This is a genomic window from Tibeticola sediminis, assembly GCF_003843835.1.
Lineage (GTDB): Bacteria > Pseudomonadota > Gammaproteobacteria > Burkholderiales > Burkholderiaceae_C > Tibeticola > Tibeticola sediminis.
Window position 1 is genome coordinate 1 of record NZ_RKQL01000002.1, and the last position, 25,311, is coordinate 25,311.

At 65.7% G+C, this 25,311-nt stretch carries 25 protein-coding genes; 21 read left to right on the forward strand and 4 right to left on the reverse strand.

Translation table 11 applies throughout. From position 1 onward, the window contains the following. The first annotated feature begins 181 nt into the window (after nt 1-181). From trmD to ampE, 4 genes are all read left to right on the forward strand, one after another. Nucleotides 182-958 (forward strand): tRNA (guanosine(37)-N1)-methyltransferase TrmD, encoded by a 777-nt coding sequence (trmD, locus tag EDC62_RS04910; RefSeq protein ID WP_124221172.1) that lies wholly within the window; start codon nt 182-184, stop codon nt 956-958. A 120-nt stretch (nt 959-1,078) separates the two neighbouring features. Beyond that, nucleotides 1,079-1,459 carry a 50S ribosomal protein L19 gene (gene rplS, locus EDC62_RS04915; protein ID WP_124221174.1) on the forward strand — a complete coding sequence of 127 codons (381 nt, stop codon included), beginning with the start codon at nt 1,079-1,081 and terminating at the stop codon, nt 1,457-1,459. 76 nt (nt 1,460-1,535) lie between these two features. Next, nucleotides 1,536-2,261 carry a CoA pyrophosphatase gene (locus tag EDC62_RS04920; protein WP_124221176.1) on the forward strand — a complete coding sequence of 242 codons (726 nt, stop codon included), beginning with the start codon at nt 1,536-1,538 and terminating at the stop codon, nt 2,259-2,261. A 29-nt stretch (nt 2,262-2,290) separates the two neighbouring features. Beyond that, nucleotides 2,291-3,253, forward strand: coding sequence for a regulatory signaling modulator protein AmpE (ampE, locus tag EDC62_RS04925; RefSeq protein WP_124221178.1), 963 nt, complete (start codon nt 2,291-2,293; stop codon nt 3,251-3,253). Nucleotides 3,254-3,320: 67 nt separating this feature from the next. Here the strand turns inward: ampE and rsgA are convergent, their stop codons facing one another. Both rsgA and EDC62_RS04935 read right to left on the reverse strand, forming a co-directional pair. After that, the gene (gene rsgA / locus EDC62_RS04930; RefSeq protein ID WP_124221180.1) at nt 3,321-4,277 is read right to left on the reverse strand and encodes a ribosome small subunit-dependent GTPase A; all 957 of its coding nucleotides are present in this window, start codon (nt 4,275-4,277) and stop codon (nt 3,321-3,323) included. Beyond that, nucleotides 4,274-5,563: a M48 family metallopeptidase gene (locus tag EDC62_RS04935; RefSeq protein WP_124221182.1), complete on the reverse strand. Its 1,290-nt coding sequence runs from the start codon at nt 5,561-5,563 to the stop codon at nt 4,274-4,276. Before EDC62_RS04935 ends, rsgA begins: the two co-directional genes overlap by 4 nt. 138 nt (nt 5,564-5,701) lie before the next feature. Here EDC62_RS04935 and orn point away from each other — a divergent pair, with 138 nt between their 5' ends. The 17 genes from orn (at nt 5,702) to EDC62_RS05020 (ending at nt 21,940) form a co-directional block, all read left to right on the forward strand. Continuing rightward, nucleotides 5,702-6,316, forward strand: coding sequence for an oligoribonuclease (gene orn, locus EDC62_RS04940; protein ID WP_124221184.1), 615 nt, complete (start codon nt 5,702-5,704; stop codon nt 6,314-6,316). 255 nt (nt 6,317-6,571) lie between these two features. Beyond that, the gene (locus EDC62_RS04945; protein WP_124221186.1) at nt 6,572-8,377 is read left to right on the forward strand and encodes a DEAD/DEAH box helicase; all 1,806 of its coding nucleotides are present in this window, start codon (nt 6,572-6,574) and stop codon (nt 8,375-8,377) included. A 208-nt stretch (nt 8,378-8,585) separates the two neighbouring features. Further along, nucleotides 8,586-8,948 carry a FliO/MopB family protein gene (locus tag EDC62_RS04950; RefSeq protein WP_170159013.1) on the forward strand — a complete coding sequence of 121 codons (363 nt, stop codon included), beginning with the start codon at nt 8,586-8,588 and terminating at the stop codon, nt 8,946-8,948. After that, nucleotides 8,948-9,691 (forward strand): flagellar type III secretion system pore protein FliP, encoded by a 744-nt coding sequence (gene fliP / locus EDC62_RS04955; RefSeq protein WP_170159035.1) that lies wholly within the window; start codon nt 8,948-8,950, stop codon nt 9,689-9,691. The genes EDC62_RS04950 and fliP overlap by 1 nt, the downstream gene beginning before the upstream one ends. Nucleotides 9,692-9,704: 13 nt before the next feature. Further along, entirely contained in the window at nt 9,705-9,974 is a 270-nt protein-coding gene (gene fliQ, locus EDC62_RS04960) for a flagellar biosynthesis protein FliQ (protein WP_124221190.1), read from the forward strand. A 12-nt stretch (nt 9,975-9,986) separates the two neighbouring features. Further along, on the forward strand, nt 9,987-10,781 hold the full coding sequence (gene fliR, locus EDC62_RS04965) for a flagellar biosynthetic protein FliR (protein ID WP_124221192.1): 795 nt from the start codon (nt 9,987-9,989) through the stop codon (nt 10,779-10,781). 17 nt (nt 10,782-10,798) lie between these two features. Further along, on the forward strand, nt 10,799-11,938 hold the full coding sequence (gene flhB / locus EDC62_RS04970; protein ID WP_124221194.1) for a flagellar biosynthesis protein FlhB: 1,140 nt from the start codon (nt 10,799-10,801) through the stop codon (nt 11,936-11,938). A 2-nt stretch (nt 11,939-11,940) separates the two neighbouring features. Further along, nucleotides 11,941-14,052 (forward strand): flagellar biosynthesis protein FlhA, encoded by a 2,112-nt coding sequence (flhA, locus tag EDC62_RS04975; protein ID WP_124221196.1) that lies wholly within the window; start codon nt 11,941-11,943, stop codon nt 14,050-14,052. A 3-nt stretch (nt 14,053-14,055) separates the two neighbouring features. After that, on the forward strand, nt 14,056-15,342 hold the full coding sequence (gene flhF, locus EDC62_RS04980; RefSeq protein ID WP_124221198.1) for a flagellar biosynthesis GTPase FlhF: 1,287 nt from the start codon (nt 14,056-14,058) through the stop codon (nt 15,340-15,342). Then, nucleotides 15,339-16,205, forward strand: a complete 867-nt coding sequence (locus EDC62_RS04985; protein WP_124221200.1) for a MinD/ParA family protein — start codon at nt 15,339-15,341, stop codon at nt 16,203-16,205. Before flhF ends, EDC62_RS04985 begins: the two co-directional genes overlap by 4 nt. A 25-nt stretch (nt 16,206-16,230) precedes the next feature. Continuing rightward, on the forward strand, nt 16,231-16,974 hold the full coding sequence (locus EDC62_RS04990; protein ID WP_124221202.1) for a FliA/WhiG family RNA polymerase sigma factor: 744 nt from the start codon (nt 16,231-16,233) through the stop codon (nt 16,972-16,974). A 12-nt stretch (nt 16,975-16,986) separates the two neighbouring features. Continuing rightward, nucleotides 16,987-17,733 carry a flagellar motor protein gene (locus tag EDC62_RS04995; RefSeq protein WP_124221204.1) on the forward strand — a complete coding sequence of 249 codons (747 nt, stop codon included), beginning with the start codon at nt 16,987-16,989 and terminating at the stop codon, nt 17,731-17,733. Nucleotides 17,734-17,807: 74 nt separating this feature from the next. Continuing rightward, a complete protein-coding gene (locus tag EDC62_RS05000; RefSeq protein ID WP_124221206.1) occupies nt 17,808-17,996 on the forward strand; it encodes a hypothetical protein in 189 nt (62 codons plus the stop codon). A gap of 16 nt (nt 17,997-18,012) precedes the next feature. After that, nucleotides 18,013-18,561, forward strand: coding sequence for a DUF2802 domain-containing protein (locus EDC62_RS05005; RefSeq protein ID WP_124221208.1), 549 nt, complete (start codon nt 18,013-18,015; stop codon nt 18,559-18,561). Continuing rightward, nucleotides 18,558-19,946 (forward strand): flagellar hook-length control protein FliK, encoded by a 1,389-nt coding sequence (locus tag EDC62_RS05010; protein WP_124221210.1) that lies wholly within the window; start codon nt 18,558-18,560, stop codon nt 19,944-19,946. Before EDC62_RS05005 ends, EDC62_RS05010 begins: the two co-directional genes overlap by 4 nt. Next, nucleotides 19,933-20,238: an EscU/YscU/HrcU family type III secretion system export apparatus switch protein gene (locus tag EDC62_RS05015; RefSeq protein ID WP_124221212.1), complete on the forward strand. Its 306-nt coding sequence runs from the start codon at nt 19,933-19,935 to the stop codon at nt 20,236-20,238. Before EDC62_RS05010 ends, EDC62_RS05015 begins: the two co-directional genes overlap by 14 nt. A gap of 67 nt (nt 20,239-20,305) precedes the next feature. After that, nucleotides 20,306-21,940: a GGDEF domain-containing protein gene (locus EDC62_RS05020; protein WP_124221214.1), complete on the forward strand. Its 1,635-nt coding sequence runs from the start codon at nt 20,306-20,308 to the stop codon at nt 21,938-21,940. Here the strand turns inward: EDC62_RS05020 and EDC62_RS05025 are convergent. Then, on the reverse strand, nt 21,937-24,891 hold the full coding sequence (locus EDC62_RS05025) for a bifunctional diguanylate cyclase/phosphodiesterase (RefSeq protein WP_124221216.1): 2,955 nt from the start codon (nt 24,889-24,891) through the stop codon (nt 21,937-21,939). The two genes, EDC62_RS05020 and EDC62_RS05025, sit on opposite strands and share 4 nt — an antisense overlap. Continuing rightward, nucleotides 24,888-25,310: a hypothetical protein gene (locus EDC62_RS05030; protein WP_124221218.1), complete on the reverse strand. Its 423-nt coding sequence runs from the start codon at nt 25,308-25,310 to the stop codon at nt 24,888-24,890. Before EDC62_RS05030 ends, EDC62_RS05025 begins: the two co-directional genes overlap by 4 nt. Nucleotide 25,311 lies beyond the last annotated feature (1 nt).

Here is a 25,311-nt window from a genome sequence, read left to right on the forward strand (position 1 = left end):
CTTTGACGTCCCAAAACACGCCCGAGGGCGTTGCAAATGCGCGCCGTAGCCCGAGCTACGGCTGTGCTTTGCGCCTACTCGGGCGCGTTTTGGGGTGCCCCTTCGGGCACGCCCAATTCCCTCTCAGCCTCTGATTCGGGGCCGCGCCCACTTAGGCCTTGGGGCCCTCACTTTCCATCCCGTGCGCTTCGACGTCATCACCCTGTTTCCGGAACTGTTCGGCCCGTTTCTGACTTCGGGGGTGACGCGCCGTGCTTACCAGGATGGGCGGGTGGACGTGCATCTGTGGAATCCGCGCGACTACGGGGAAGGGAACTACCGCCGGGTCGATGATCGCCCCTTCGGCGGGGGGCCGGGTATGGTGTTGATGGCCGAGCCGCTGTATTTGACGCTTGAAGCCATCCGGGCTGCGCGCCAAGACCGCGTTCCGGCGCCGCTGGTTTTGTTCTCGCCCATCGGCGAGTCGATCACGCAGGCGGTGGTCAACCAATGGGCGGCTGGGGAGGGCGCGATTCTTTTGTGTGGACGCTACGAGGGCGTTGACCAGCGTTTCATCGATGCCTACGTCGATGTCCAACTCAGCCTGGGGGACTTCGTTCTTTCCGGCGGCGAGATCCCGGCGATGGCCCTGCTCGACGCGGTTGCGCGCTTGCAGCCTGGCGTTCTCGGTGACGCAAACAGCAGCCTCCAAGATAGCTTCAATCCGGCGCTGGACGGGCTGCTGGATTGTCCGCATTACACCCGCCCGGAACATTGGCGGGGACGCTCGGTCCCGCCGGAACTCCTCGGAGGCAATCATGCCCAAATCGAGCGATGGCGGCGTGAGCAGCGGCTGTCCATCACCGCACGTGCGCGTCCAGACCTGATTGAGCGAGCGCGTGCGTCTGGTGCACTGAGCGTCGACGACGAGCATGTGCTTCGGCGCGCAGCTCCAGGTCAATCGCCAACGGAGCTATAATCACGGGCTTCGATCCTCTGCCCGGCCGCGGTTTGAAGTGGGCCCCGCGGCCCCTGTCGACTTTTGGTTTCGACATCCGCCTTTTGTGTAGCGCGGGCATGATCGTCTGAAGGTGTAAACATGAACTTGATTCAGACGCTCGAGCAGGAAGAAATTGCTCGCCTCGGCAAAAATATTCCCGAATTTGGTCCCGGTGATACCGTGATCGTCAATGTGAACGTGGTCGAAGGCTCGCGCAAGCGTGTCCAGGCATACGAAGGCGTGGTCATCGCCAAGCGTAATCGAGGCCTCAACAGCGCTTTTACCGTGCGCAAGATTTCGAGCGGTGAAGGGGTGGAGCGGACCTTCCAGACCTACAGCCCCTTGATCGCCAGCATCGAAGTCAAGCGCCGCGGTGATGTGCGTCGCGCGAAGCTTTACTACTTGCGTGACCGCAGCGGTAAGTCGGCGCGCATCAAGGAAAAGCTGCCCAATCGTGCGAAGGCGGCGCCCGCAGCCTGACCTGCGCACCTGTGAACGTGACTCAAGCCGCTCAGGCCTATCCTGAGCGGCTTTTTTGTCTCTATTTGGCCTAATCATGCGGGAGTCGCGTGCCATTCGTCGGCCGCCGCCCTCGTTCAACCCGCGGGAGGTCCCGGTCATCGGGGTCGATGCGCACCTTCCGCGCGTTGATCCGGCTGAATTGACCCTGGACCGGCTGCGCCGGCGATTCCAATCACCGCCCACCTGGGTCCCGGAATTGCGGGCCGAGCCACAGTGGCTACCCGGCAGCTTGAAGCCGGCAGCGGTCCTGATCCCGCTGTTGGCGTCACGGGGCAGGGACGCTCCCGTTCATGTGCTCCTGACCGAGCGGGCGGAGCATCTTTCGAGCCATGCAGGTCAGATCGCCTTTCCCGGTGGACGGATCGATGAGGGCGACGCCGACCCCATCATGGCAGCGCTGCGGGAGGCGCAGGAGGAGGTGGGTCTGGATCCCACCCGGGTCGAGGCGCTGGGTTTGATGCCGACCTATACGACGGGCAGCGGCTATCTGGTGACGCCTGTCGTGGGGTTGGTCGATCCATCGGCGCCACTGCGCGCAAACTCCAGTGAAGTCAGCGACATTTTTGAAGTTCCCCTCGATTTCCTGATGAATCCCCAGCACCATCAAAGGCACTCCGTGGCTTGGCAGGGTGCGCAGCGCGAGTGGTTTTCGATGCCCTATCTCGATCGGAGTACGCAGCCGCCGCGCGAGCGGTTCATTTGGGGCGCCACGGCGGGCATGCTGCGCAATCTCTATCGGATGTTGTCGGCCCCTCGGTGAGGGATGCGGCCCGCCTATCATTCATCCTCATGAATCTGATTGCAATCGTCCTGGCGCTGTTGTTGGAACAGGTTCGTCCGGTTTCCGAGGGGAACCCAATGGACCGCTGGATCGATCGCTGGTTCGAATGGGCTCGATGCAATTTCGACGCCGGCCAACATCACCATGGCTGGCTGGCGTGGGGTGCTGCGGTTGCCGTTCCGGCGCTGTTCGTGCTGAGCGTTCATCTCGGGGCGCAGGCGGTCGCGGGCTGGCCGCTGGCGTTGTTGTGGCATGTGGCGGTGCTGTACACAACGCTGGGGTTTCGGCGCTTCAGTCATCGTTTTGCCGAAGTGCGCGAGGCGCTCGAGGCCGATGACCTGGCCCGCGCGCGGCAGGTGCTGGCGCAATGGCGCGGTGAACCCTCGCCGGAAGACACGACCGAACTGATACGCGCCTTGATTCGGCAGGCCTTGATCGATGGGCACCGACACATGTTCGGCGTGCTTTTTTGGTATGTCGTCGTCGCAGCGCTCGGTGGCGGTCCTGCAGGGGCGGTTTTCTATCGTTTGTCGGATCGCTTGAGGGATGGCTTGAAACGCCGCGGTGGTGAGGTGGTGGTCGAAAGTGCTTCCCTGATGCGAGTGGCGGGTCAGGCCTGGATTTGGTTGGATGCGGTGCCGTCTCGGGTCACGGCGCTTTGGTTCGCCATGGTGGGCAGTTTCGAGGACGCCATCGAGGTCTGGCGCGGGCTTTCCGAGGATTGGGGGGAGGGCTCGAGCGACCGGCTCATCGTTGCGGCGGGTTCCGGCGCGCTCAACCTGGATCTCGGTGCGGCAAAAAAGGAAGAGGGTCCGGAGCAAAGCCCGGCGCAGGGGGCGGGCGAGTTCCCCCGTGGCTGGGCCATGCCGGAGGTCGGGCATTTACCGCAGGTCGTGGGTTTGCTCTGGCGATCGGTCGTCCTTTGGCTTTTGGTGCTGGCGCTCTTGGCGCTCGGGCGGCTGTTTGGATGAGACCGGGCGGCCCGCTCGCTCGGGTGACCGCTCTCTGGTCGCGAGATGCCCCCTGAAAACAGCGCGCCTATTGCCAATCGGGTGGACGCCCGCCGCGGGCGTACTCGCGCGCCTTGCTGCACTCCGCAAACAGGGTTTGGTAGATCCGGTAGCGTTGCGGGGCAATTCCTTCTGGCCCGGGGGCGCCGACGGCTGCGATGACGGCACAATCGGGTTCGTGGAGGTGGGTGCAGTTGTGAAACCTGCAGTGGCCGATATGGCGCCGCAGGTCGGGCATGAGGCTTGCGAGCGCCAACGCTTCGATGTGCTGCAGCCCGAATTCTTGGAAGCCGGGTGAATCGATCACCGCGCTGTTTCGGGCACGGTCCAGCCAGTACCAGGTCGTTCGCGTCGTGGTGTGCTTGCCCGAGTTCAGGGCCTGCGAGATTTCCTGGGTCTCGGCTTGAGCGTGGGGAACGAGCCGATTGATCAGGGAGCTCTTGCCCGCGCCCGAGGGGCCAAGAACGAGTGTGGCCTTCTCCGTCAATAACGATCGGATGCTGTCGAGTTCGCCTGCCTCAGGCCCTTGAAGCGAAAAGCCAAGGAGGGTGTAGCCCATCTGGGGATAAGGCGCGAGCCGGGCCATCGCTTTGGCGTGCGCTGGTCCCAAGTCCCGCTTGTTCACCGCAATGACGGCGGGAATCTGCTCCGCCTCGGCGGCGATGAGCACCCGCGCCAGCTGCTCCTCAGAGAAATCCGGCTCAGCGGCAACCAACAGCAAGATCTGGTCGATGTTCGCTGCGAAAACCTTCGTACGGACGGCATCGCGGCGAAGCAGGCAATTTCGCCGCGGCAGCACCGACTCGATGACCGCCGCGTCACCGCTGGCCGACCACTGAACTCGGTCGCCACAGACAGCGACCATTTTTTTACCTCGGGGATGAGCCATCCAACGATGGCCCTCATCGGTCTCGATCAAATAATGCCGTCCATAGCTCGCAATGACGCGGGCCCCGTTCCCTTGAGTGCCGGTGTTGGGTTTCATTCCGCACGCAGGCGCATCAGCCGCTCAGAAGCGGGGGGATGGGAATAGAAAAAACGCGCGTACAAAGGATCTGGAGTCAGTGTCGAGGCGTTGTCTCGGAACAGTTTGAGCAGCGCACGTTCCAGGGCACCCGTGGGGGCGCATTTCGTTGCAAAGGCATCCGCCTCGAACTCCTGGCGGCGAGACCATCCCGACAGGACAGGTGCGAGCAAGGTTGTCACGTGCGGGAGGACGAGGATGAACAGCGTCAATGCGAGCGCGTTGCTGGGAGCGTCGATGCCCCAGGCAATGTTCGGGGTCACGCCCAGGCCCGTGTAGAACCAGGTTTGCTTGATGAGCCAGCCGAGCAAAGCAAAGCCCCCGAAACTCAGAACGGCGAGCAGCGCCAATCGCTGCAGGATGTGGTGATGGGCGTTGTGCCCCAGCTCATGGGCAATGACGGCTTCGACTTCCTCGGGCTCCAATTGTTGCAACAGCGTGTCGTAAAGAACGACGCGCTTGGTTCGGCCGAAGCCCGTGAAGTAAGCATTGCCGTGGCCGCTTCGGCGGCTGCTGTCCATCACGAAGAGTCCCGATGCCTGGTAACCACAGCGCTGCAGCAGTCGCTCGAGACCCTGCTTGAGTGGGCCATCGGGTAGCGGAAGGAAACGGTTGAACAGGGGGGCGATGAGCACCGGGTAGGCCCACAACAGAAGCAGATTGAGCGACATCCATCCGGCCCAAGTCCACAGCCACCACGAACGGCCCGTTTCCCGCATCAGCCAAAGAAAGCCCAGGGCCACGGGCAGGCCGATGAGGGCGCTGACGAGCGCGCTTCGCGCGACATCTGCCAACCAGAGCCGTGGGCTGGTTCCGTTGAAGCCAAACCGGCTTTCGATCCCAAAGGTCTTATAGAGCGCGAACGGCAATTCCAGGATGACGTTGATGGTCACGAATGCCGTCAGCACGAGCAACTCCTGAAGCAAGCCGGCGCCCACGGCGCGCAACAGGGCCAGGTTGAGTTGCTCGAGCCCCCCCAGCAGCGTCCATCCGAGGGCGAGCGCCATGCTCCATGCGGTCTCCAGCATTCCGAGGCGGGTCTTGGCGATCGTGTAGTCTGCTGCACGCTGATGCGCATCGAGCGGCACCTGCGCTGCGAAGGCGGGCGGGACGCTCGAGCGATGCGCAGCGACATGCCGGATCTGTCGAGCGGCCAACCACTGCTGGAGTATGAACGAGGCGGCGAGCAATCCGCAAAAAAAGAGGCTCCAAAGATCGGACGCGGAGAGACTGGCGCTGGAATTCATGCATGGAGTTTAGGGCAACGGAACCAGTCCCTCGTGCGCCGCGCATCCCGGTAGCACGAGGCGCCGGCCGCCATTTTTGGGATCACCGGTTTTCCGAAGCGCTCTCGATGCCGCTGATTTCCAGCGACAATTCGTCGTATGAACGTTCAATTTGAAACTGCGCCGGCTCCGGAGCGCTTGATGAAGTCAGACCTCAATTTGGTCTGGGTCGATTGTGAAATGACCGGGCTCGATCCCGAGACTGAGCGCCTCATCGAGATCGCCGTCGTCGTGACGGGCCCTCACCTCGAGCCGCGCATCGAAGGACCTGTGTTGGTCATTCATCAGGATGACGCCGTGCTTGACCGAATGGATGCCTGGAACAAGGGCACGCATGGGCGCAGCGGCTTGATCGACAAGGTCCGGGCATCGACCATCACCGAAGCGCAGGCCGAAGACATCTTGCTCGAGTTTTTAGCGGCTTATGTACCCAAGGGGGTCGCGCCGATGTGTGGGAATTCGATTGGGCAGGATCGGCGGTTTTTGGCGCGGTACATGCCTCGTCTGGAGGCTTTTTTCCACTACCGCAACGTCGATGTCAGTTCGCTCAAGGAACTGGCGAAGCGCTGGCGACCGGAGGTCTGCGCCTCGTTCAAGAAGCAGCAAAAGCACACGGCGCTGGCCGATGTCCATGAGTCGATTGATGAACTCGCCCATTACCGCACGCACTTCCTTCGGGTGGGTGAGGCAGCCGCGCCATCGGCCGCGGCCTGAAGTTGCCGACGCGTTTGTGTTATAGTTCGCTTGAACCTGGCCTCCTGGGCCAGGTTTTTTGTTTGCATCTCCCTTCACACACTCGGGGCTCCCATGCGGGGCTGCCGTTCTGGTCAGGCTTCTGGAGCCATTGTGTATTCCCCGTTCACGGGGGATCGCAGCGATCGGGTTTCGTTTGATGGTTGATGTTTTTTAACCATTGACGAGGCCATGCCGTCCCCGATCGGGTACGGCTGCCGCGTGTTGTGAAAAATCATGATTCAACAGAATGACATTTTGGGCGCCCCTGCGCCCCTCGGTTCGACGTTTGCGAGCGAAGCCGACACGATTTCCCCCCCGAATGGCTTTGAGCGCTTGGGCCTGGCTGCCGAACTGGTGCGCGCCGTGGCTGACCTCGGCTACACCGAGCCGACGGTCGTCCAGCAACAAACGATCAGCCGCGCTTTGTCGAGCGAGGCGACGGGCGCCATCGATCTGATGGTTTCGAGCCAAACTGGCAGCGGTAAGACGGCGGCTTTCCTGCTTCCGGTGTTGCATACCTTGCTGGCGGTGAAGGCGCAGCAACGGGAGCAAGAAGAAGCAGACTGGGCACGCCAGGTCGCTGAAGCCGCGGCGCGCGGGGAAGAGGCTCCCAAACGTCCGAAACGCAAGGACCCGACTCAGCCGCGGCATTTCAAGCCAGCGACGCCGGCCGCTTTGGTGGTTTGCCCGACGCGGGAGTTGGCTCAGCAGGTGGCCCACGATGCGATCGAGTTGGTCAAGCATTGCAAGGGAATCCGAGTCGCCAATGTTGTCGGCGGCATGCCGTACCAGCTCCAGGTTGCCAAGTTGCAGGGCGCGGATCTGGTTGTGGCCACGCCCGGCCGTTTGCTCGATCTCGAGCGCTCGAAACAAATCAAACTGGATGCGGTCCGCGTGTTGGTGGTGGACGAGGCCGATCGTATGCTTGACCTCGGATTTGCCGATGATCTGGCCGAGATCAACCGTCTGACGAGTGCGCGGGAACAAACCATGATGTTCAGCGCCACATTCGCGCCGCGGATTCAGCAGCTCGCGATGCGGGTGATGCACGACAACGGCGCGCATGTGCAGCGGGTCCAAGTCGACACGCCGCAAGAGCGCCATGCCAACATCGAGCAAAAGCTGTTTTGGGCCGACAGCGCCCAGCACAAGCGTCAGCTGCTGGAGCACTGGCTGCGCGACGCGTCGATCGATCAAGCCATCGTCTTTGCGAGCACCCAGGTGGAGTGCGATGCACTGGCGAATGACCTGCAGCAGGATGGGTTTTCTGCAGTCGCTCTGCACGGCGCCCTGAGCCAAGGCCTGCGCAACCGCCGGTTGATGGCATTGCGAAACGGTCAGGTTCAGATTCTCGTGGCGACCGATGTAGCGGCCCGCGGTATCGATGTTCCGACGATCACGCACGTCTTCAACTTCGGGCTTCCGATGAAGGCCGAAGACTACACCCATCGGATCGGTCGGACCGGCCGCGCAGGACGCGACGGTCTGGCGGTGACGTTCGCCGAATTCCGGGATCGTCGAAAGATTTTTGACATCGAGGCGTACAGTCGGCAGACCTTCCAGGCCGAGGTCGTCGCCGGGCTCGAGCCGACCCAGCGTGCGCCTTCCTCCTACGCCCAGCCTCGTGCCGGCCGATCGTCCTACGGTGAGCGTCCCTCACGCGAGCGCAAGTTCGGGTCTGGCCCCACGGGCCGTTCCGAGCCCGCCCGTGGGGAGCGGTTCAAGCCTCGTTCTGCGCCCGGCCACGGTCCGCAGGACGACGGGCAGGTGCGGCGTCCGGAGCGTGACCAAGACCGGCGCTTTGCCTCCGAGGGGCGTGGCCGCGGCGAAGGGGGAATGGGTGCTCGCCAGTCCTCGCCGAGCGGGGATTGGAATGGACCGCGCTCGAAGGCCGGCCGCAGCTCGGCCCAGCCATTTGCATCCGAGGGCCGCGGAGGCCCACGCCGCTCCGAGTCGGCGGGGAGGCCTTATGTGCCCGCAGGCGCCGCTCCGCGCCGAACGTCGACGACCGGCAAGACCTTGAAAATCACGCGCCTCTGATCTTCGACGGCGCAAGCGAGCGCTCTCTCTCATGAGCCGCACCATCTTGGCTGGTGCGGCTTTTTTTCGTCTGCGTTACGGCGCATGAGCGTCGGCACGGCTATTGCTTATCCCCCGCTAGGACTCTCCGTGGAAGGGTGTACGCGTCGGCTTCTTGTCGCGCGACGAGCGGAGCGTCAAGAAGTCAACGCGTCTGATGGGATCAAGCATGGCGGAATTCAATGTCGGTTCACTCCTGCTGCAGGCGGTCGGCGGCTTGGCCGTGACGGGCGGCCTGCTGTTTGCGATGGTGGTTTGGCTGCGACGTTTGCAGGAACGCACCGGTTCGGCGGCGGCGAAGATCCGCTTGGTGGGCCACCTGGCGTTGTCTGCGCGGGATCGGCTCCAGGTCGTCGAGGTGGCGGGTGAGCATTTGCTGATCGGGGTGGGCGGCACGCAGGGGCCGACGCTGCTGCGGGTGCTGCCCGCGCCAGAAGCGACCGATCCGGGGTCTGCGCCCGTGCCCACGGAGTCATTCGCCCAGCGTTTGGGGGATGCGATGCGCCTGCGCCAGCGGGAGGTTCAGTCATGATGGGGCGAAACAAGTCCGTCTGGGTTGCGCTGTTGCTGCTCGGGTTGCCGTGGCTGGCGATGGCGCAGGGTCTACCGGCCGTGACCGCGCAGCCCGTCGCCGGCGGTGGGACCCAATACACGCTCAGCCTGCAGACGCTGATCTTCATGACGGCGCTGACGTTTCTGCCAGCGCTGATTTTGATGATGACCGCGTTCACCCGGATCGTCATCGTTCTGTCTCTGCTCAAGCAAGCCCTGGGAACGACGACGGTACCGCCGGCCCAGGTCATCGTCGGCCTGTCGCTGTTTCTGACCCTCTTCGTCATGTCGCCGGTTCTGAAGCAAGTCAACGACAACGCCGTCGCTCCGCTTCTGGACAACAAGATCACGATGACTCAGGCACTGCAAGCCGGATCCGAGCCGCTCAAGTCCTTCATGTTGACGCAGACCCGGCAGGAAGAGCTGGCGCTGTTCGTAAAACTGTCGGGCCAACCAGCGATCGAGAAGCCGGCGGATACGCCTTTGTCGCTGTTGATCCCGGCTTTCGTCACGTCGGAGCTGAAGACGGCGTTCCAGATCGGGTTCATCGTGTTCATTCCCTTCCTGATCATCGACATGGTCGTGGCCGCCGTGCTGATGTCGATGGGGATGATGATGTTGTCGCCCGTGACGGTGTCTTTCCCGCTCAAGCTGATGTTGTTCGTCCTGGTGGGCGGGTGGGACCTCGTCATCGGGTCCTTGGTTCAAAGCTTCGTTCGCTGAAAAGGCACACGCCATGAGTGCAGAGACGATCACCACCCTGGGCCAGCAGGCCGTTTGGGTCACTTTTCTTCTGGCGGCGCCCTTGTTGGGCGCGGCGCTCCTCGTCGGGCTTTTGGTGAGCCTGTTTCAGGCGGCGACGCAGCTCAACGAGATGACGCTGAGTTTCGTGCCCAAGGTCCTGGCCATGGGGCTCGCCGGCATCGTGGCGGGGCCTTGGATGCTGCGGGTGTTGATGGACTTCACCATCCGCCTATTCCAGGCCATTCCGCAAATGGTCGGGTGAGTCGAGGCCGCCATGTTGAGCTTCGAGACGGCACAGGTGTACGCGTGGATCGGCGCTTTTTTCTGGCCGTTCCTGCGGATCCTGTCGCTGTTGATGGCCGCGCCCCTGTTTTCTGCACGTCAAATTCCGACTCGGGTCCGTGTTGCTTTCGCTGTCGTGCTGACCGTGGCCTTGGCTCCGGCGTTGCCGCCCATGCCTCCGGTGGCGTTCGATGCGACCGGATGGCTGACGGTCGTACAGCAGCTGCAGATCGGTCTCGTGATGGGTTTGGCGGTCACGCTGATGTTGAGCGTGGTGCAACTCGCCGGCAGCATCGTGGGGCTGCAAATGGGCTTGGGGTTTTCAACCCTGCTCGACCCAGCGCAGGGAACCCAGGTTGCCAGTCTGGCGGTCTTCTTGAACGTGCTCGCGCTGCTCCTGTTCACGGCGCTCAATGGGCATCTGATGATGCTGGCGGTGCTCGCGCGCAGCTTCACGCTGGTTCCGGTCGGGGCCGGGCCGTTGCTCGGGTCTGGCGCTTGGCAGATGCTCGCTGCCCAGGGCGGGACTTTGTTTGCGTTGGCGCTGGCTTTCTCGGCGCCTGTCTTGGGGACTTTGATCATTGCGAACCTGGGGCTCGCGGTCTTGTCGAAGCTCGCGCCGCAGCTCAATCTGTTCAACCTCGGGTTTCCGATCTTCTTTGTGCTGGGCTTGCTGGCCCTCTATTTCGCGATGCCGAGCCTCGAGACGGTCGTTCGGGGCTTGGTCGAACGGGGGCTCGACCTGGCGCAGGCGGTCATGATGGCCGGTGGTGCTTCAGAGCATTGAACCTAACGCTATGAAACATGGCTGACGATTCTGCCCAGGAACGCGAATTACCGGCCTCACAGAAGCGCCTCGAGCAGGCGCGTGAAAAAGGCCAGGTTCCGCGCTCGCGCGACCTTTCCTCGAGTTTGCTGCTGCTGGCGGCGGCCGCCGGGCTTTGGGTTTGGGGGTCGAGCGTCTACGGGGCCTTTGCCCATCTGCTGCTGGGGGGGCTAGCCATTCCGGCCGAGGCAGCGCGGGATACCGGCGCGATGATGGCCTTTGTGGGGCAGATGGCTGTCGCCGGGGTGGGCATCCTGCTGCCGATGCTGGCGATTGGTTTGGTGGCGAGCCTGGCCGGCGGGCTGGCGATGGGGGGCTGGATTTTCAGCGTTCAGGCGTTTGCGCCACAGTTTTCGCGGCTCAATCCCGTCGAAGGGTTCGGGCGAATTTTTTCGGGTAAGGGGGCGATGGAGCTGCTGAAGGCCACGCTCAAGGCACTGGTGGTCGGCGCGGTGGCTGCCTGGGTTTTGTGGTCGGAGAAAGGAGAGCTGGCCCTTTTGTTGCAGCTCGCGCCGCAGGAGTCGATCAAATCCATGGCGGTCCTGTGTGGCAGGGCGTTCATGTGGCTTGCGGCAGCGACCCTGCTGATTGCTTCGGTGGATGTGCCGTGGCAGCTCTACCAGCACTTCAGCCGGCTGCGGATGAGTCGGCAGGAGCTACAGGATGAAAGCCGCGAAAGCGAGGGCAATCCGCAGATCAAGCAGCGCATTCGGGCGCTGCAGCGCGAGCGGGCGCGGCGCCGCATGATGGCGGCCGTGCCGAAAGCCGATGTCGTCGTGACCAACCCGACGCATTTTGCCGTGGCGCTGGCGTATGACCAGGGTTCGGCGCGGGCGCCGATCATCGTTGCAATGGGCAGCGATCGCGTGGCCCAGCGCATCCGGGAGATTGCCCGCGAGGCTTCCGTACCCATCGTGGAGGCGCCGCCACTGGCGCGTGCCCTGTATCGCTACGGCGAACTGGAGCAGGAAATTCCCGCTGCGCTCTACAACGCCGTGGCCTTGCTGCTGGCCTATGTGTACCAATTGCGGCTCGCCCCGGCCGCCGTTGAACTGCCGCAGGAGTGGCCGATTCCTTCTGACCTCGATACCAGTGCGGACGCGATGCCGCAACACTGACCATGGCTAGCGCAACCCCCCTCCCCAAACCCCAGGCCCGAGTGCTCGACGGACTGCGTCGGATCGGCAGCAGCATCGACTGGAAGCTCGTTGCGGCGCCGATCCTGGTGATGCTGATCCTCACCATGCTCGTGGTGCCGCTGCCCACGTTTCTGTTGGACGTTTTTTTCACGTTCAACATTTCCGTTTCGCTCGTCATTCTGTTGGTGACGCTCTATCTCAAACGGCCGTTGGACTTTGCGGCGTTTCCAACCGTCATCCTTTTGACGACCCTGCTTCGGCTTTCGCTCAACGTGGCAGCGGCGCGGGTGATTCTGTTGCACGGACAAGGGGGCACGGCCGCGGCTGGCCAGGTCATCGAGTCTTTTGGCGAGTTTGTGATCGGCGGCAATTACGCGGTCGGCATCATCATCTTTGCCATCCTCGTGGTCATCAACTTCGTCGTGATCACCAAGGGCGCTGGGCGCATTGCCGAGGTGTCCGCGCGCTTCACCCTGGATGCGATGCCGGGCAAACAGATGGCGATCGATGCCGACCTCAATGCCGGCTTGATCGATCAAGAGGAGGCGCGCAAGCGCCGCGCCGAAATCGCCCAGGAGGCCGACTTCTTCGGCGCCATGGACGGTGCGAGCAAGTTCGTGCGCGGCGATGCGATTGCCGCCATCCTGATCTTGTTCATCGACCTGCTGGGGGGCTTGGTCATCGGTGTGCTGATGCACGGACTGAGTGTGGGTGAGGCGGCGCAAACCTATACCTTGTTGTCGATCGGCGATGCACTGGTGGCGCAAATTCCCTCCTTGATGGTGTCGATTGCGGCCGGCATCGTCATCAGCAACGTCTCGACCGGGCAGGATGTGGGCGGGCAGTTGGTGAGCCAGCTTTTTGGCCACAAGCATGTTTTGGCGATCGGGGCCGGGATCCTCGGGCTGGTCGCTCTGGTGCCGGGCATGCCGCATCTGTCTTTCCTCTTGGCGGCGGCGGTGCTCGGCGGGCTGGTCTGGCTGCGTCAGCGGCAGGAGCAGCGCTTGGCGGCCGAAGCGGCGGTCGCGCCACCGCCGCCCGTAGCGGCCGAGGCCGAGGAGGTGAGCTGGGAGCAGATCGAGCCGGTCGATCCGCTGTCGCTGGATGTGGGCTATCGGCTGATTGCGCTGGTCGATCGCAACCAGGGCGGTGAGTTGCTGGCGCGGATTCGGGGGGTGCGCAAGAAGTTTGCGCAGGAAATGGGCTTTTTGGTCTCGCCGGTTCACATTCGCGACAACCTGGAACTGCGCCCGGGTGGCTACCGTCTGAGCGTCAAGGGCGTCGAGGTTGGCTCGGGCGAGGTGTTCCCCGAGCTCTTGATGGCCATCAACCCAGGCGGGGTTTCGGCGCCGCTGTCGGGCCAAGCGACCACCGAGCCCGCGTTCGGGCTGCCTGCGGTGTGGATTGCGCCGTCGCAACGCGACCAGGCGACGGCTGCGGGCTACACGGTCGTCGACGCGAGCACCGTCATCGCGACCCATTTGCATCAAGTGCTGCAAACGCACGCGGCCGAATTGCTCGGACGCGAGGAGGTCGAAGCCCTGCTCGCGCACCTGGCGACGCGCTCGCCCAAGCTGGTCGAGGATTTGGTGCCCAAGCTCCTTACCGCCGATCGGCTGCGCAAGGTGCTGCAGAACCTCTTGGCCGAAGGCGTGCCGATTCGGGACATGCGCACGATCGCCGAAGTTTTGGCGGAGCATGCCCCGCAAGCCCAGGATGCCGACGAGTTGACGGCGCGTGTGCGTTTGGCGCTCGGTCCGTTCATCGTCCAAATGCTCTCGGGGCCGAACAAGGAGTTGGCTGCGGCGGTGCTCGATCCGCAGCTGGAGCAGATCCTGCTCAACACGCTGCGTGCCGATCCGCACAACGCGGTGTTGGAGCCAGGCTTGGCACAACGCTTGCTTCAGAAGGCAACGGAACTGATGCAAACCATGGAAGCTCAGGGCATGACCGCCGTGGTTTTGACGGGTGCGCCCCTGCGGACCTTCCTGGCCCGCATGTTGTCCCGCGCCGCGCCACGACTGCGGGTCTTGTCGTATGCGGAAGTTCCGGATCAGAAGCAGGTGAGAATCGTTGCCACACTCGGGGCCTAAAACATGAAAATCATGCGCTACACGGGCGCGAATACGCGGGAGGTGCTCGCAAGGATCCGCGCGGAACTCGGTCCCGACGCGGTCATCCTGTCCAACCGCGAGGTGGTCGGCGGCGTCGAGTTGATGGCGGCGGTCGACTTCGACGCCCGCTACATCCAGGCCGAGGCGGCGCGGGCCGCGCAGGCGGAGGAGACCGTACGGTCGGCGCCCGCTGCCGAGCCTGCGCGCCGGCCCAGTGCTGAGACGCCGTCGTCACCGAGTGGGAGCGCAAGGCCGCGTCCGGGCTACGCTGGCCCGGCCGTGCGGGACGCGGCTCCTGAGCCTGCGGCCGTGGCGGCATCCCCCGTTGCGCCCGCCCCGAAGGCGCAGCGGCCGAGCGAGCCGCAGGCGGACGTGGCCGGCGAGCTCGAGTCGCTGCGCGCGGAGTTGCGCGACTTTCGCGGTTGGGTGCAGGAGCGGATGCTGCAGGTGTTGCCAGGTCAGGCGCCGGCATCGGCGACGGTGGCGCAACTCGAGGCTTTGGGCTTCGAGCGCGGTTTTTGTGCGCCGTTTGCCGACGGCGCGCAGGATCTGGATCGGGCACTTTCGAAGATTCTGGAACGGCTGCCGACCGGGCGGGATCTGTCGACGGGGGCGTCCGGGGTGTTTGCTTTGCTCGGTGCGACGGGCGTGGGCAAGACGACGACCGTGGCGAAGCTCGCGGCACGGCTGGTGTTGGCACACGGCACCCAGGCGGTGGGGCTGGTGACGACGGACACCTACCGCATCGGGGGGGTCGAGCAGCTCAAGATTTACGGGCGCATTCTGGGGGTTCCGGTCGTGGTCGCCCGCAACGCCGAGGAACTCTCCGAGCATCTGCGGGCCTTCGCTTCGCGCCGCTTCGTGTTGGTCGACACCATCGGCCTGTCGCCCAGGGATCAACGGCTCGAGGAGCAGCTGCAGTGGCTCTCGAGCTTGGGAACCCAGGTTCAGCGCCTGTTGCTGCTCACCGGCGGAATGGGGCGCGGGTTCTACGATGCGCTCTGGAGGCTCTACGGCGACCATGAGGTGGCTGGTTGCGTGCTCACCAAGCTCGACGAGACCTCGATGTTCGGCGCCGCGATCCAGTGGCTGATCGAGCAGCCGCTGCCGCTTTGGTATTACACCGATGGGCAGCGGGTTCCCGAGGACTTGCACGCGCCGTCGGTTGATAAGATGAAAGCACTGCTGCTGGCCAGTCGTCCGCAGGAGCAGGGCGGCCGCGGAGCCGGCCCGGCGAGCGTGCAGCAGCCTAAACGTCAGAGCGCATGAACACGAAGGATCAAGCAGAGGGTTTGCGGCGACTGCATCGCCGGCCGACGCGCGTCATTGCGGTGGCCAGCGGCAAGGGCGGTGTCGGCAAGACCAACGTGGTCGCCAATCTGGCGGTGGGCCTGGCGCGTCTGGGAGAGTCGGTGATGGTGTTCGACGCCGACCTGGGTCTGGGCAACATCGACATCCTGCTGGGTCTGGCGCCGCGCTTCAATTTGTCCCACGTGATTCGGGGCGAGCGCTCGCTCGAGGAGATCCTCGTGCGCGGCCCGCATGGCCTGTGGGTCTTGCCCGCCGCGAGCGGCGTGGCGAGCATGGCGGCCCTCACGCCTGCACAGCAGGCCAACCTGATCGACGCGGTCAGCCGCCTCAATGTCCCGGTGGACTATCTGCTGATCGATTGCGCGGCCGGAATCTCGGGCGATGTGCTGACCTTCAGCCGCGCTGCACAAGAGGTGGTGGTCGTGCTGTCGAACGAGCCTGCCTCGATTGCTGACGCCTACGCCCTCGTCAAGGTGCTGTCGCGGCAATATGGGCTCAAGCGTTTTCAGTTGTTGCCCAACATGGTTCGCGATGCGGCCGAGGGCAAGGCGCTGTTTGCCCGGTTCTGCAGCGTGGCCGACCGCTATCTCGACGTGTCGATTGGCCTTGCCGGCGCGATTCCGCTCGACCCCGCGCTGCGCTCAGCGGTTCGGGCGCAACGGGCGGTGATCGAGTCGGCACCGGGCAGCCCCTCGGCCAAGGCTTTTGGCGCGCTGGTCGAGCGGGTGCGCACCTGGCCCATGCCCGAAGGGGCGGGCGGTCAGTTGGCGTTTTTCATGCAGCAATGGATGCAACCCGAGCCGGCTTCGCCGGCGTCATGAGGGGCCGGGCGATGCGGCCGCGTGCATGAAAACCCAGTCCTATGCCCCAGCGGGTGCCCAGGATGAGCGCCTGCGCGAGATGCTGCCCATGGTTCGGCGGATCGCCGGACAGATGGCGGCGCAGTTGCCTTCTTCGGTGGATGTCGCCGATTTGGAGCAGGCCGGCATGATTGGGCTCTGGGATGCGCTCGAGCGAGGTCAGGAGCAGTCACCGGCGCAGTTCGCCACCTATGCCGCGGTGCGGATCCGGGGCGCGATTTACGACGAATTGCGGCGTATGGACTGGCTCCCGCGGCGCAGCCGCGCGAAAGAGCGGGGCATCCAAAAGGCGATCGAGACGCTGACGCAGCGTTTGGGCCGCCCACCGAAGGAAGAGGAAATCTCGGCCGAGCTCGGTCTCGGGCTCGAGGCGTATCGCGAGGCCTTGGCCGAGTGCAGCCTGTACCTGGTGTCGCTCGAGGATTTGGCAGCCGCCGAAGGTGAGGACTTTTTGGATCGGCATGTTGCGGGGACGCAGCCCTTGCCGGAGCAGATTCTGGCCTCGGAGGAACTGGCCCGCGATCTGGAGCAGGCGATTGCGGAGCTGCCCGAGCGTGAGCGACTGGTCCTGGCCCTCTACTACCAGGAAGACCTGCAGCTCAAGGAAGTCGGCGCCGTGCTCGGTGTGACCGAGTCCCGAGTCAGCCAGTTGATGAAGCAAGCGGTTTTGCGCCTGCGGGCGCGGCTTGCGTCGCACGGGGCGGCGGCCGTTCCGGCAGCCGGTCATTGAGGGCGAGGAACGATGGATCTTCTGAGTGTCTTGGGTCTGGTGGTGGCGGTCGGCTCGATCGTGGCCGGGCAGGTGCTCGAGGGCGGTCGCGTGGCCTCCATCGTTCAGCCGACGGCGCTGCTCATCGTCATCGGCGGCACCACGGGCGCGGTGATGCTGCAGTATCCGATGGCGACTTTTCTGCGCTCGGTGCGGATGTTGCCCTGGGTGCTGCAGCCGCCGGCGATCGACCCCGAGGCAGTGATCGGGCAAGTGTTGCGCTGGAGCACCACGGCCCGACACTCGGGCCTGCTCGCGCTCGAGGACCAAATCGAAGAACAGAACGACCCCTTGCTGCGCCGCGGTCTGCAGTTGCTCGTCGATGGCACCGAGCCGGCGAAGCTGCGGCTGACGCTCGAGCGCGAGGTTGCCGCCACCGAACATCGCGACCTGCAAGCGGCGCGCGTGCTCGAATCGGCCGGGGGCTATGCGCCGACGATCGGCATCCTCGGCGCGGTGCTCGGCCTCATCCATGTGATGGAGAACCTGGCCGACCCGAGCAAGCTCGGCTCGGGTATCGCCGTGGCCTTTGTCGCCACGATTTACGGCGTGGGCTCGGCCAATTTGTTTTTTCTGCCGGTCGCCAACAAAATGAAGGCCATCGTGCGCGAGCGTGCCGCGCTGCAGGATCTGATGGTTGAGGGACTGGTCGCCATCGCCGAAGGCGAAAACCCCCGCTTGATCGAAGACCGGCTGCGCAGCGCGATCGTTGCGTCCTAGCCGCTCGACCTGGGGCGGCAGCCATTCAACCTAAATCCGGCAGTTGACCGCTTTCAGCTCAATGCAAGTTGTTGATGTCTCAACCGTTTTTGGTGCAAAAGCCGTTCACCGCTTGGGTGAGCGCTGCGCACCCGTTCGAGCCGCCGTCGGGCGCGGGGGCGGCGTTGCAAATCCTCGCCATGGCGAGCGCCATGGCTGTGGTTTGCGCCTTGCCCGCGCGCCCGATGACGGCCCGCCTGGGCGCGCCCAACTGCCGGATTTAGGTTCAAACGCGTAGCCATGGATCCACGGATGTTTTGGGCGGTGCCGATGGCACTGCTGGCGCTGGTGCTGGTGCTGGCGTTGCTGGCCTTGCGGCGGCTCGCTGCAGAGGCCCTGCGGCAGTCGGAAGAGATTGCGGCGCTGCGCCGCCGGATCGAGTCGACGCCCTCCGAATCGGACAGCGCCGCGACGCCACCGGAATCTGAGTCGCTGCGCCAGGCGCAGGCTTTTCGTGAACCGGTTTGGCATCCGCAGCCCCTTGGGTCGCCACCGACGCCGGTGCCGAGCGCTGGGCGGGTCGGTGCCGCGCCTGGGGTCGGCGTCGGGCGGGCCGAACCCAAGGCCGAAGCGGCGGCAGGAGACGCCGTGGCCGGCCCGGTGGGCGACGCCCAGGTCCCGACTGCTGGGGCTGCGTCACCCGATGCAGCCCTGCTCGAGCAGGAGATGCGTGCCTTGATGGCCCGGCTGGTCGAGCAGGGGCGCTCGGTGCGGGAGATCGCCGCGCTCGTCGGGCTCAGTGAGGCCGAAGCCGAGTTGATGGTCCGTCTGCACCAAGGCGCACGATGAGCACCGTTCCGGCCCCGACGCTGCCGCCCACGGGCATCGGTCAGAGCAACCCAAGCGCGCTCCTCAAAGCCCTGCCGCAACCGGGCTCGGAGCAGCCGGGTCTGGCCGTGCAGCCCGGCGCACGCGTGGTCGCCGAGGTCGTCGCCCTGCAAGCGCCGGGGCAATGGCTGCTGCGGCTGGGACGGGGCTTGTTTACGGCGGCGGTGCCGGGCGCCTACACGCCGGGTCAGAAGCTCGACTTGGTGGTGCTGTCGGAGCGCGGGGGGGCGGAGCCGGGCGTTTCGGTTCAGGTGCCTGGGCGTCCCGTGTCGGGCGCGGCTGTGGCAACGGCGCCGCTGACGGTGTTTCTGGCCCGCGTCTCAGACGAGGCGGGGGGGTACGGCAGCCCCGATGGCGCACGGCTTTCTGAGACGGGGCGGTGGATTTCACGCTTGGCGCAGGGCTCGGACGGCGCCGCCGCGCTGCGCGACCCCCAGCCCATCGTCCCGCAGGGTGCGTTGCCGGACCGCTCGGCCCTGGCGGCGGCGCTCGCGCAGCGCATCGAACGCAGTGGCCTCTTCTACGAAAGCCACTTACTCGCCTGGTTCCAGGGGCAGCAGCCCACGGCAGCCTTGCGGCTCGAACCTCAGGCGGCGTTTGCCAGCAGCGCGGCCGCGCCACCCGCAACGCCGCAAGAGGCCTCCGGCGCAGCGCTTCAAAGCTTCAAAAATGAGAGCAATGAAGCGTCATTTGACGCCGGCGTCCCGGCCAAAATGCTTGAAAAAGGCCAAGCGCAGGGCGTCGAGGAAGGCCAGCGGGACGCCGGCAGCCCCGACGCCCGTGCCGACACCCGCGCCGCCACCCGCGCCGACCTGGCTGCGGGCGCGGCCCGGGCGGACGCGGACGCCCGCGAAACGCTCGCGCCGACGGCCGCGCGGGTGGCGGTCGAGTCGTATCGGGCGATCCAGGCGCAGCTTCATGTCGATACCGCTTGGCAGGTGCCGCAAGGGCTGCACGGAACGGTGCAGCAGCAACTGGCCCTGCTCGCGCAGCCGGCGCTCGAGTGGTCGGGATGGGCTTGGCCGGGGCAGCCGATGCGATGGCGCATCGAGCGCGACCAGGGCCGCGCACCCGGCGGCGGCGAGGCGGAGGCGTCATCGGGCTGGCAGACCCGGCTCGAGCTCGAGCTTCCAACGCTCGGGCCGGTGCAGGCGTGGCTGCGGCTGGGGCCACAGCGTCAACTGGCGATCCGCGTCGAGCACGCCCCGGCGGCAGCGGACCGGCTCGAAGCCCATCGGGCAGAGCTCAGTGCGGCATTGGCTGCGTTGGGACTGAGGGTGGATGCGGTCGAGTTGATTGCGCGTGCCGTCGAGTCGCGCGAGGGCCCGGTCGATGGCGGCGGATGAACCCGAGCCGCGTCGGCCGCCGCAGGCCGTCGCGCTGGCGTACGAGGAGGGGGCGGACCCTGCGCCGCGGGTGGTGGCCAAAGGGCAGGGCTACCTGGCTGAAGCCCTCATTGCCCGCGCCCGGGAAGCGGGGGTGTATGTGCACCGCTCGCCGCAGCTGCTGCAGCTGCTCATGCAGGTCGATCTCGACAGCCAGATCCCCCCGGAGCTGTACCAGGCGGTCGCCGAACTGCTCGCCTGGCTGTGGCGGCTCGAGCACGAGGACGCGGCGGAGGCTTCCACACCCCCGTGATGTCGCCGTCATGCATCCATGATGCGCAGCGGCGACAATAGAAGCAACGACCGCTCGCTTCCTCGCCATGGACCAACCCACGATCAACGTCGCTGAAATCGCGCGGCAGACGCTGCGGCAGCTTGCCAGCCGCGGCTTGCCCCCGACACCGGAAAACTATGCGGCCCTCTTTGCCGAGCTCTCCGGCAGCCGCCCCGAGCACGCCGTATCGCGCGCGCCTCGTGACCGGACCTCTGAGGCAGCAGCGCCCGCCGGCCTGGAACTGGGTCGGCTGGTGCTCGACCTGCTCCATGAGTGGGAGCGATCCCAAGCGGGTCTGAGCCAGCTGCACAAGCGGCAGGCGTTGGCGAATTTGGCCGCCAAAGCCCCGGCGATGGGGGTGTTGCCTTGGCTCGCGAGCCTGGCCGACCTCGTGCAGCATTGGGCCGCCTTGCCGGCGCGCCAGCCGCTCTCTGGGGCGGAGCCCTCGGAGCCCGCGCCGCTCGATGCGGCCGAAGGCGGTGCGGCGGGCGCGTGGCGACGCCTCTGGACGCAAAGCCTGCGCTATGGCCTGCTGCCGTACTGCCGGGACGAATCGATCAAGGCGCGCGCCCGCGAACTGCTCGCGGCTTCGGAGGATGGCTCTGCCGACTTGGACGCGCTGACCGCCCAGGCGCGTGAGCTCTGGATCCATTGGGAGCGGGTGCAGGAAGAAACCGCGTCCGTGGTCGAGGGGCTCATGGGGCTCGTCGACCTCATGCTCGATCATCTGGTCGACTGGCTCGGGCCCGACGACCGCGCGGCGGCGCAGGTTCAGCTCATCCACGGGCTGCTGCACGAAGCACTCAACCCCGAGCACATCGACCGCGCTCGTGAGGTGTTCAAGGAGCTCGTCTACCAGCAGGGCGTCGCGAAGAAGAGCGGCGACGATGCGCGGGAGGCGGCCAAGGCGCTCATCAGCCTCGTCGTGCGCAGCCTTGCCGAGTTTGCCGACCAAAGCGCGCGCACCAATGAAAGCCTGGCTCAAGACCTCGCTCGGCTCGAGCAGAGCGAAGATTGGGACGAGATCCGCAGCATCGTCCAAGACGTGTTGCTGCGCGGTCGTGAACTGCACAGCGGCAGCGCGGCGCTCGGGGCCCAGCTCGAGCAGGCGCGCCAGGAAGCCGCAGCCGCGCAGGCACGCATCGAGGCGCTGGAGCAGGAACTGCAGCAAGCCAGCGTCAAGTTGCAGGAAGACCCACTGACCGGCGCGCTCAACCGCCGCGGGCTCGATCAGGCCTTCGCGCGCGAGACGGCGCGGGCGGCCCGGTCGGGTACGCCGCTCTCGGTGGCGCTGCTCGATCTCGATCATTTCAAGGCGATCAACGACCACTACGGCCACGACTTTGGCGATCAAGTCTTGCGCGCCTTGGTCGACCTGTCCCGGCGGCTGATGCGCCCGACCGACCTGATCGCGCGAATCGGCGGGGAGGAATTCCTCATCCTCCTGCCCGACGCCGACGCCGCGCGCGCGCATCGGGCCTTGAGCCGACTGCTGCAGGCTTTTCGCACCCAACGCCTCACCGATCCGGGCACCGGCCGCCGCGTGGAAGTCAGCTTCAGCGCCGGCGTTGCCGAGTGGTGTGTGGGCGAATCCTTCACCCACCTCTATCGCCGCGTCGATGCCGCCTTGCTGCGCGCCAAAGCCGCCGGGCGTCAACGCGTCGAACTGGCCGAGCCCTAGGCTGAGCGTTCATGCGCCCGTTCGCGCTGGCGCAGCACCCAATCGTGGGCAACGCGGCCCAGGGCGGTTTGGGGCGTCAGCCGCTCCGGGGAGAGCGAGAACTGGCCGAGCCAGGCGCTCACCGCGTCGGCGTCCATCGGCCGCGCGAGGCCATAGCCTTGGCCGGCGTCGGCTCCGAGGATCGCGGCGGCTTCGATCAGGTCGGGCGTCTCGAGGCCCTCGACCACCACCCACAAGCCCAGGTTGTGGGCGAGCTGAATCAAGGCGCCGATGAAACCCAGCGCGCGCGCCGGGTCGCGATGCGCCTCGCGCACCAAGCCTTGGTCGATCTTGACGGTGTGAAACGGCAAGGTGCGCAGCCGAACCAGGCTGGAATAACCGCTGCCCAGGTCGTCCATGGCGAGCCGCACGCCGGTGGCGGCGAGTTGGGCCACGGCTTCGTCTCGTCCGGCGGCATCGTCGAATTCCGCGTCCTCGAGCAGTTCGATCAGCAGCCGCTCGGCCTCCAGCCCGTGCTGCGCGAGAGCCGAGCTTACCCAATCGGGGCACTCGGGCAACAGCAGCACCTCGACCGGCAGGTTGACGCTCAGCTTGAGGGTGTGCCCTTCGCGCTGCCAGGACGCTACGCGCGCGAGGGCCAGCTCGAGTCCATGCCGGAACAGCCGCACCAGTTCGGCGCGCCCGAGCCAGGGCAGGAAGCGGCCGGGCGGCAGCACGCTGCCGTCGGCCAGCCGCAGCCGGGCCAGCGCCTCCATTTGGTAGGGCAGTCCGGTGCGCAGGTCGACGATGGGCTGCATCTGCATCACGAGGCCGCTGCCAAAGAGCGCGGTGCGCCAATGGCGACGCTCGCCGACCGGCACCGGGTCGAGCGTGCGCGCGGGCTCTTGCCGGCGGTTCCAGCCGCGCGCGAGCGTCTGCCCGAGGCGCTCGATGAAGCTGCGTGCGACCGGGTTTTCGAACATGCCGGGGTAGGCGCCGTAGAGCGCCAGCACCCCCGTGATGCGTCCGCTCGGATCGGAAAGCGGAACCGCCGCGGCACTGCGAATGCCGACGTCAAGCAAGGCGTCCCGCCAAGGGGACTGGGCCCCGTCCTTGGCGACGCTCGCGAGCGTGACCGTGCGCTCGGTCATCCAAGCGGTGGACACCACCCCGGCATAGCCCGGGTCGCCTTCATGCAGGCTGGGCACGACGAGGGAGCCCAGACGTCGCTTGATGGCCGCGATCAAAGGCGTCGCCTGCGACGCCACCTCGACCACGAAGCGCCCCTGGACGTCGGGTGCTGTGATTCCCGCCGTGACCATACCGGGCAGTTCGGTGACGGCTTCCAGTGCATCCTGCAGATATTCCATGCCAGGTGAAGGATGCCGCTGCTGCGCTTCGAGTTGATACAGCAGGTCGTTGTAGCGGGTTCGAATCTCTTGGGCACCGTCGAGTTGCCATTCCAATTCGGTTTGCAAGCGCAGGCTCACGAGATGCGCGAGCGTGCGCCGCTCCGCCGCGGGCAAAGGCAGGTGACTGATCAAGCCCCGAAGCTGCTGGGCATAAAAACCCAGCGAACGCACGAAGGTCCGCGTGGGCATGCCGACGAGCGCATGCGTGCGGCCCACTTGGCGCGAGCGCTCCTGATGTTCACGCACGTTCAGGTCCGGCGTCAGGATGTATTGGAGGTGCTGGATGAGCTGCTGCGCGGCATGCGCTTGTTCCGCTTCGGTCAGGTGCGCGAGCACCGGCGCGGCGGACGCGTCGTTGGCAATCAGGGCATAAAAGCGCGCCGAGAGGCTTTCCAGAACCGGACTCAGGCTCGGCTGTGCCCGCTGCAAAGCCGCTTGCGCGGCGGCGCCATAGGCCGCCGTGGTGGTCAGATCGGGCTCCGGGGGTTCGAGCGCCTGCGCGAGCGTGGCGGTCCAAACCCAGCAGTGGGGGCCACCGCCCTTGTTTCGCTTCGCCAGCAAAAAAGCCTCGCCCGCACGGCGCAGCAGCGTGTCGGCGTCGCGGCCGTCGGCCGGAAAGCGCACCAGCCCGACGCTCGCGGTCAGCCGGACCGGCTCTGCCGGGCCCAGCGGGTCGTTCCCGAGCGGCACGCGCAGATCGAATTCGCCCAGGGTGCGCTCGAGCGTATCGGTCGGAGGTTCGCCTTCGAGCACCACGTTGAATTCGTCCCCGCTCGGTCGCGCGACGAGGGCATGGGCGCCGAGCCGCTGTTGCAGCACCTCAGCCACCTGGCGCAGACAGGCATCACCCGTCGCGCGGCCATGACGATCGTTGACGGCACGGAAGTCATCGAGGTCGAGCCGCGCGATCGTCAGCGGGGTGCCCGCTTGCGCGGCCGCGGCGAGGCGTTCGTTCAGGGCCTCTTCGAAGCCCAGGCGGTTGCACACGCCGGTCAGCGGGTCGCGCCGGGCCTGCGCGCGCAGCCGATCCTGCAGCGGCTCACCCTCGGCCTCGAGTTCGGCCAGCCGAAACAGCGTTCCCGCGAGCGAAGCGGCGAATTCCAGCAGTGCCTGAGCCTCGGGCGTGGGAGCTCCGGGCTCGGTTGAGGTCAGGGCAAACGTGCCGGCGACGACATCGCCACACCAGACCGGCCAGCTCCAGCAGGAATGGAGGTTCCAGGCTTCGGCCACCGGCCGCCGGTCGTCCCAGCGCGGATCGTGATCGATCTCAGCGACAAGGCTTGGCTGCTGCAAAAACACGGCGCTGCCGCAAGAGCCCGAGCAAGGCCCCGGCTCGAGCCCGTCCAACATGGCCCGCAAAGCCGTCGGGGCCGAGGGCGCCGCAAACACATGCAAGCGGCCGTCGCGTTCGAGCCGCATGATGCTCGCGATGCGGCCCGGCACCAGCACCTCGGCCGATCGGCACAACTGTTCCGCGAGCATGGTCGGGGATAGTCCCTTGGCGATCCCTTCGAGAATTTGGGTCGTGAGCGAGAGAAACGAGGCGGTGCTGGGGTTCACGGATGGACTCCCGAGAGATGCGCTCCGGCGCGTTTGACCACCTGTACGGTCACGACCCACACGCGGTGTTGCTGTTCTTCGGCGCGGGTGCCGGTCCGGCTGTCGACGACTTTGCCAAACAGATCAACCGCGGGCACGTCGCCGACGGCTTCGATTTCGACCATCACGGGGCTGTTCCGTTCAAACGCGACGTTGGTCAGCAAGACCACACGGCCATCCTCATATTCGGCGGTCATCATGGCCCGATCCGGCCGGGGGTTTTCGCTCCAGCCGCGGTGGATGAGCACGCGCTGCGGCCGTCTCAAGCCCCGATTTTCCAGGCGCAAACCTTCAGTCTGGGCCATCAAGGCTTGGATGCGCGGGTCGTCCCATTTCACATCGACCATGCCATCGGTGGGGTCGAGCGGTTTGCGGCTCATG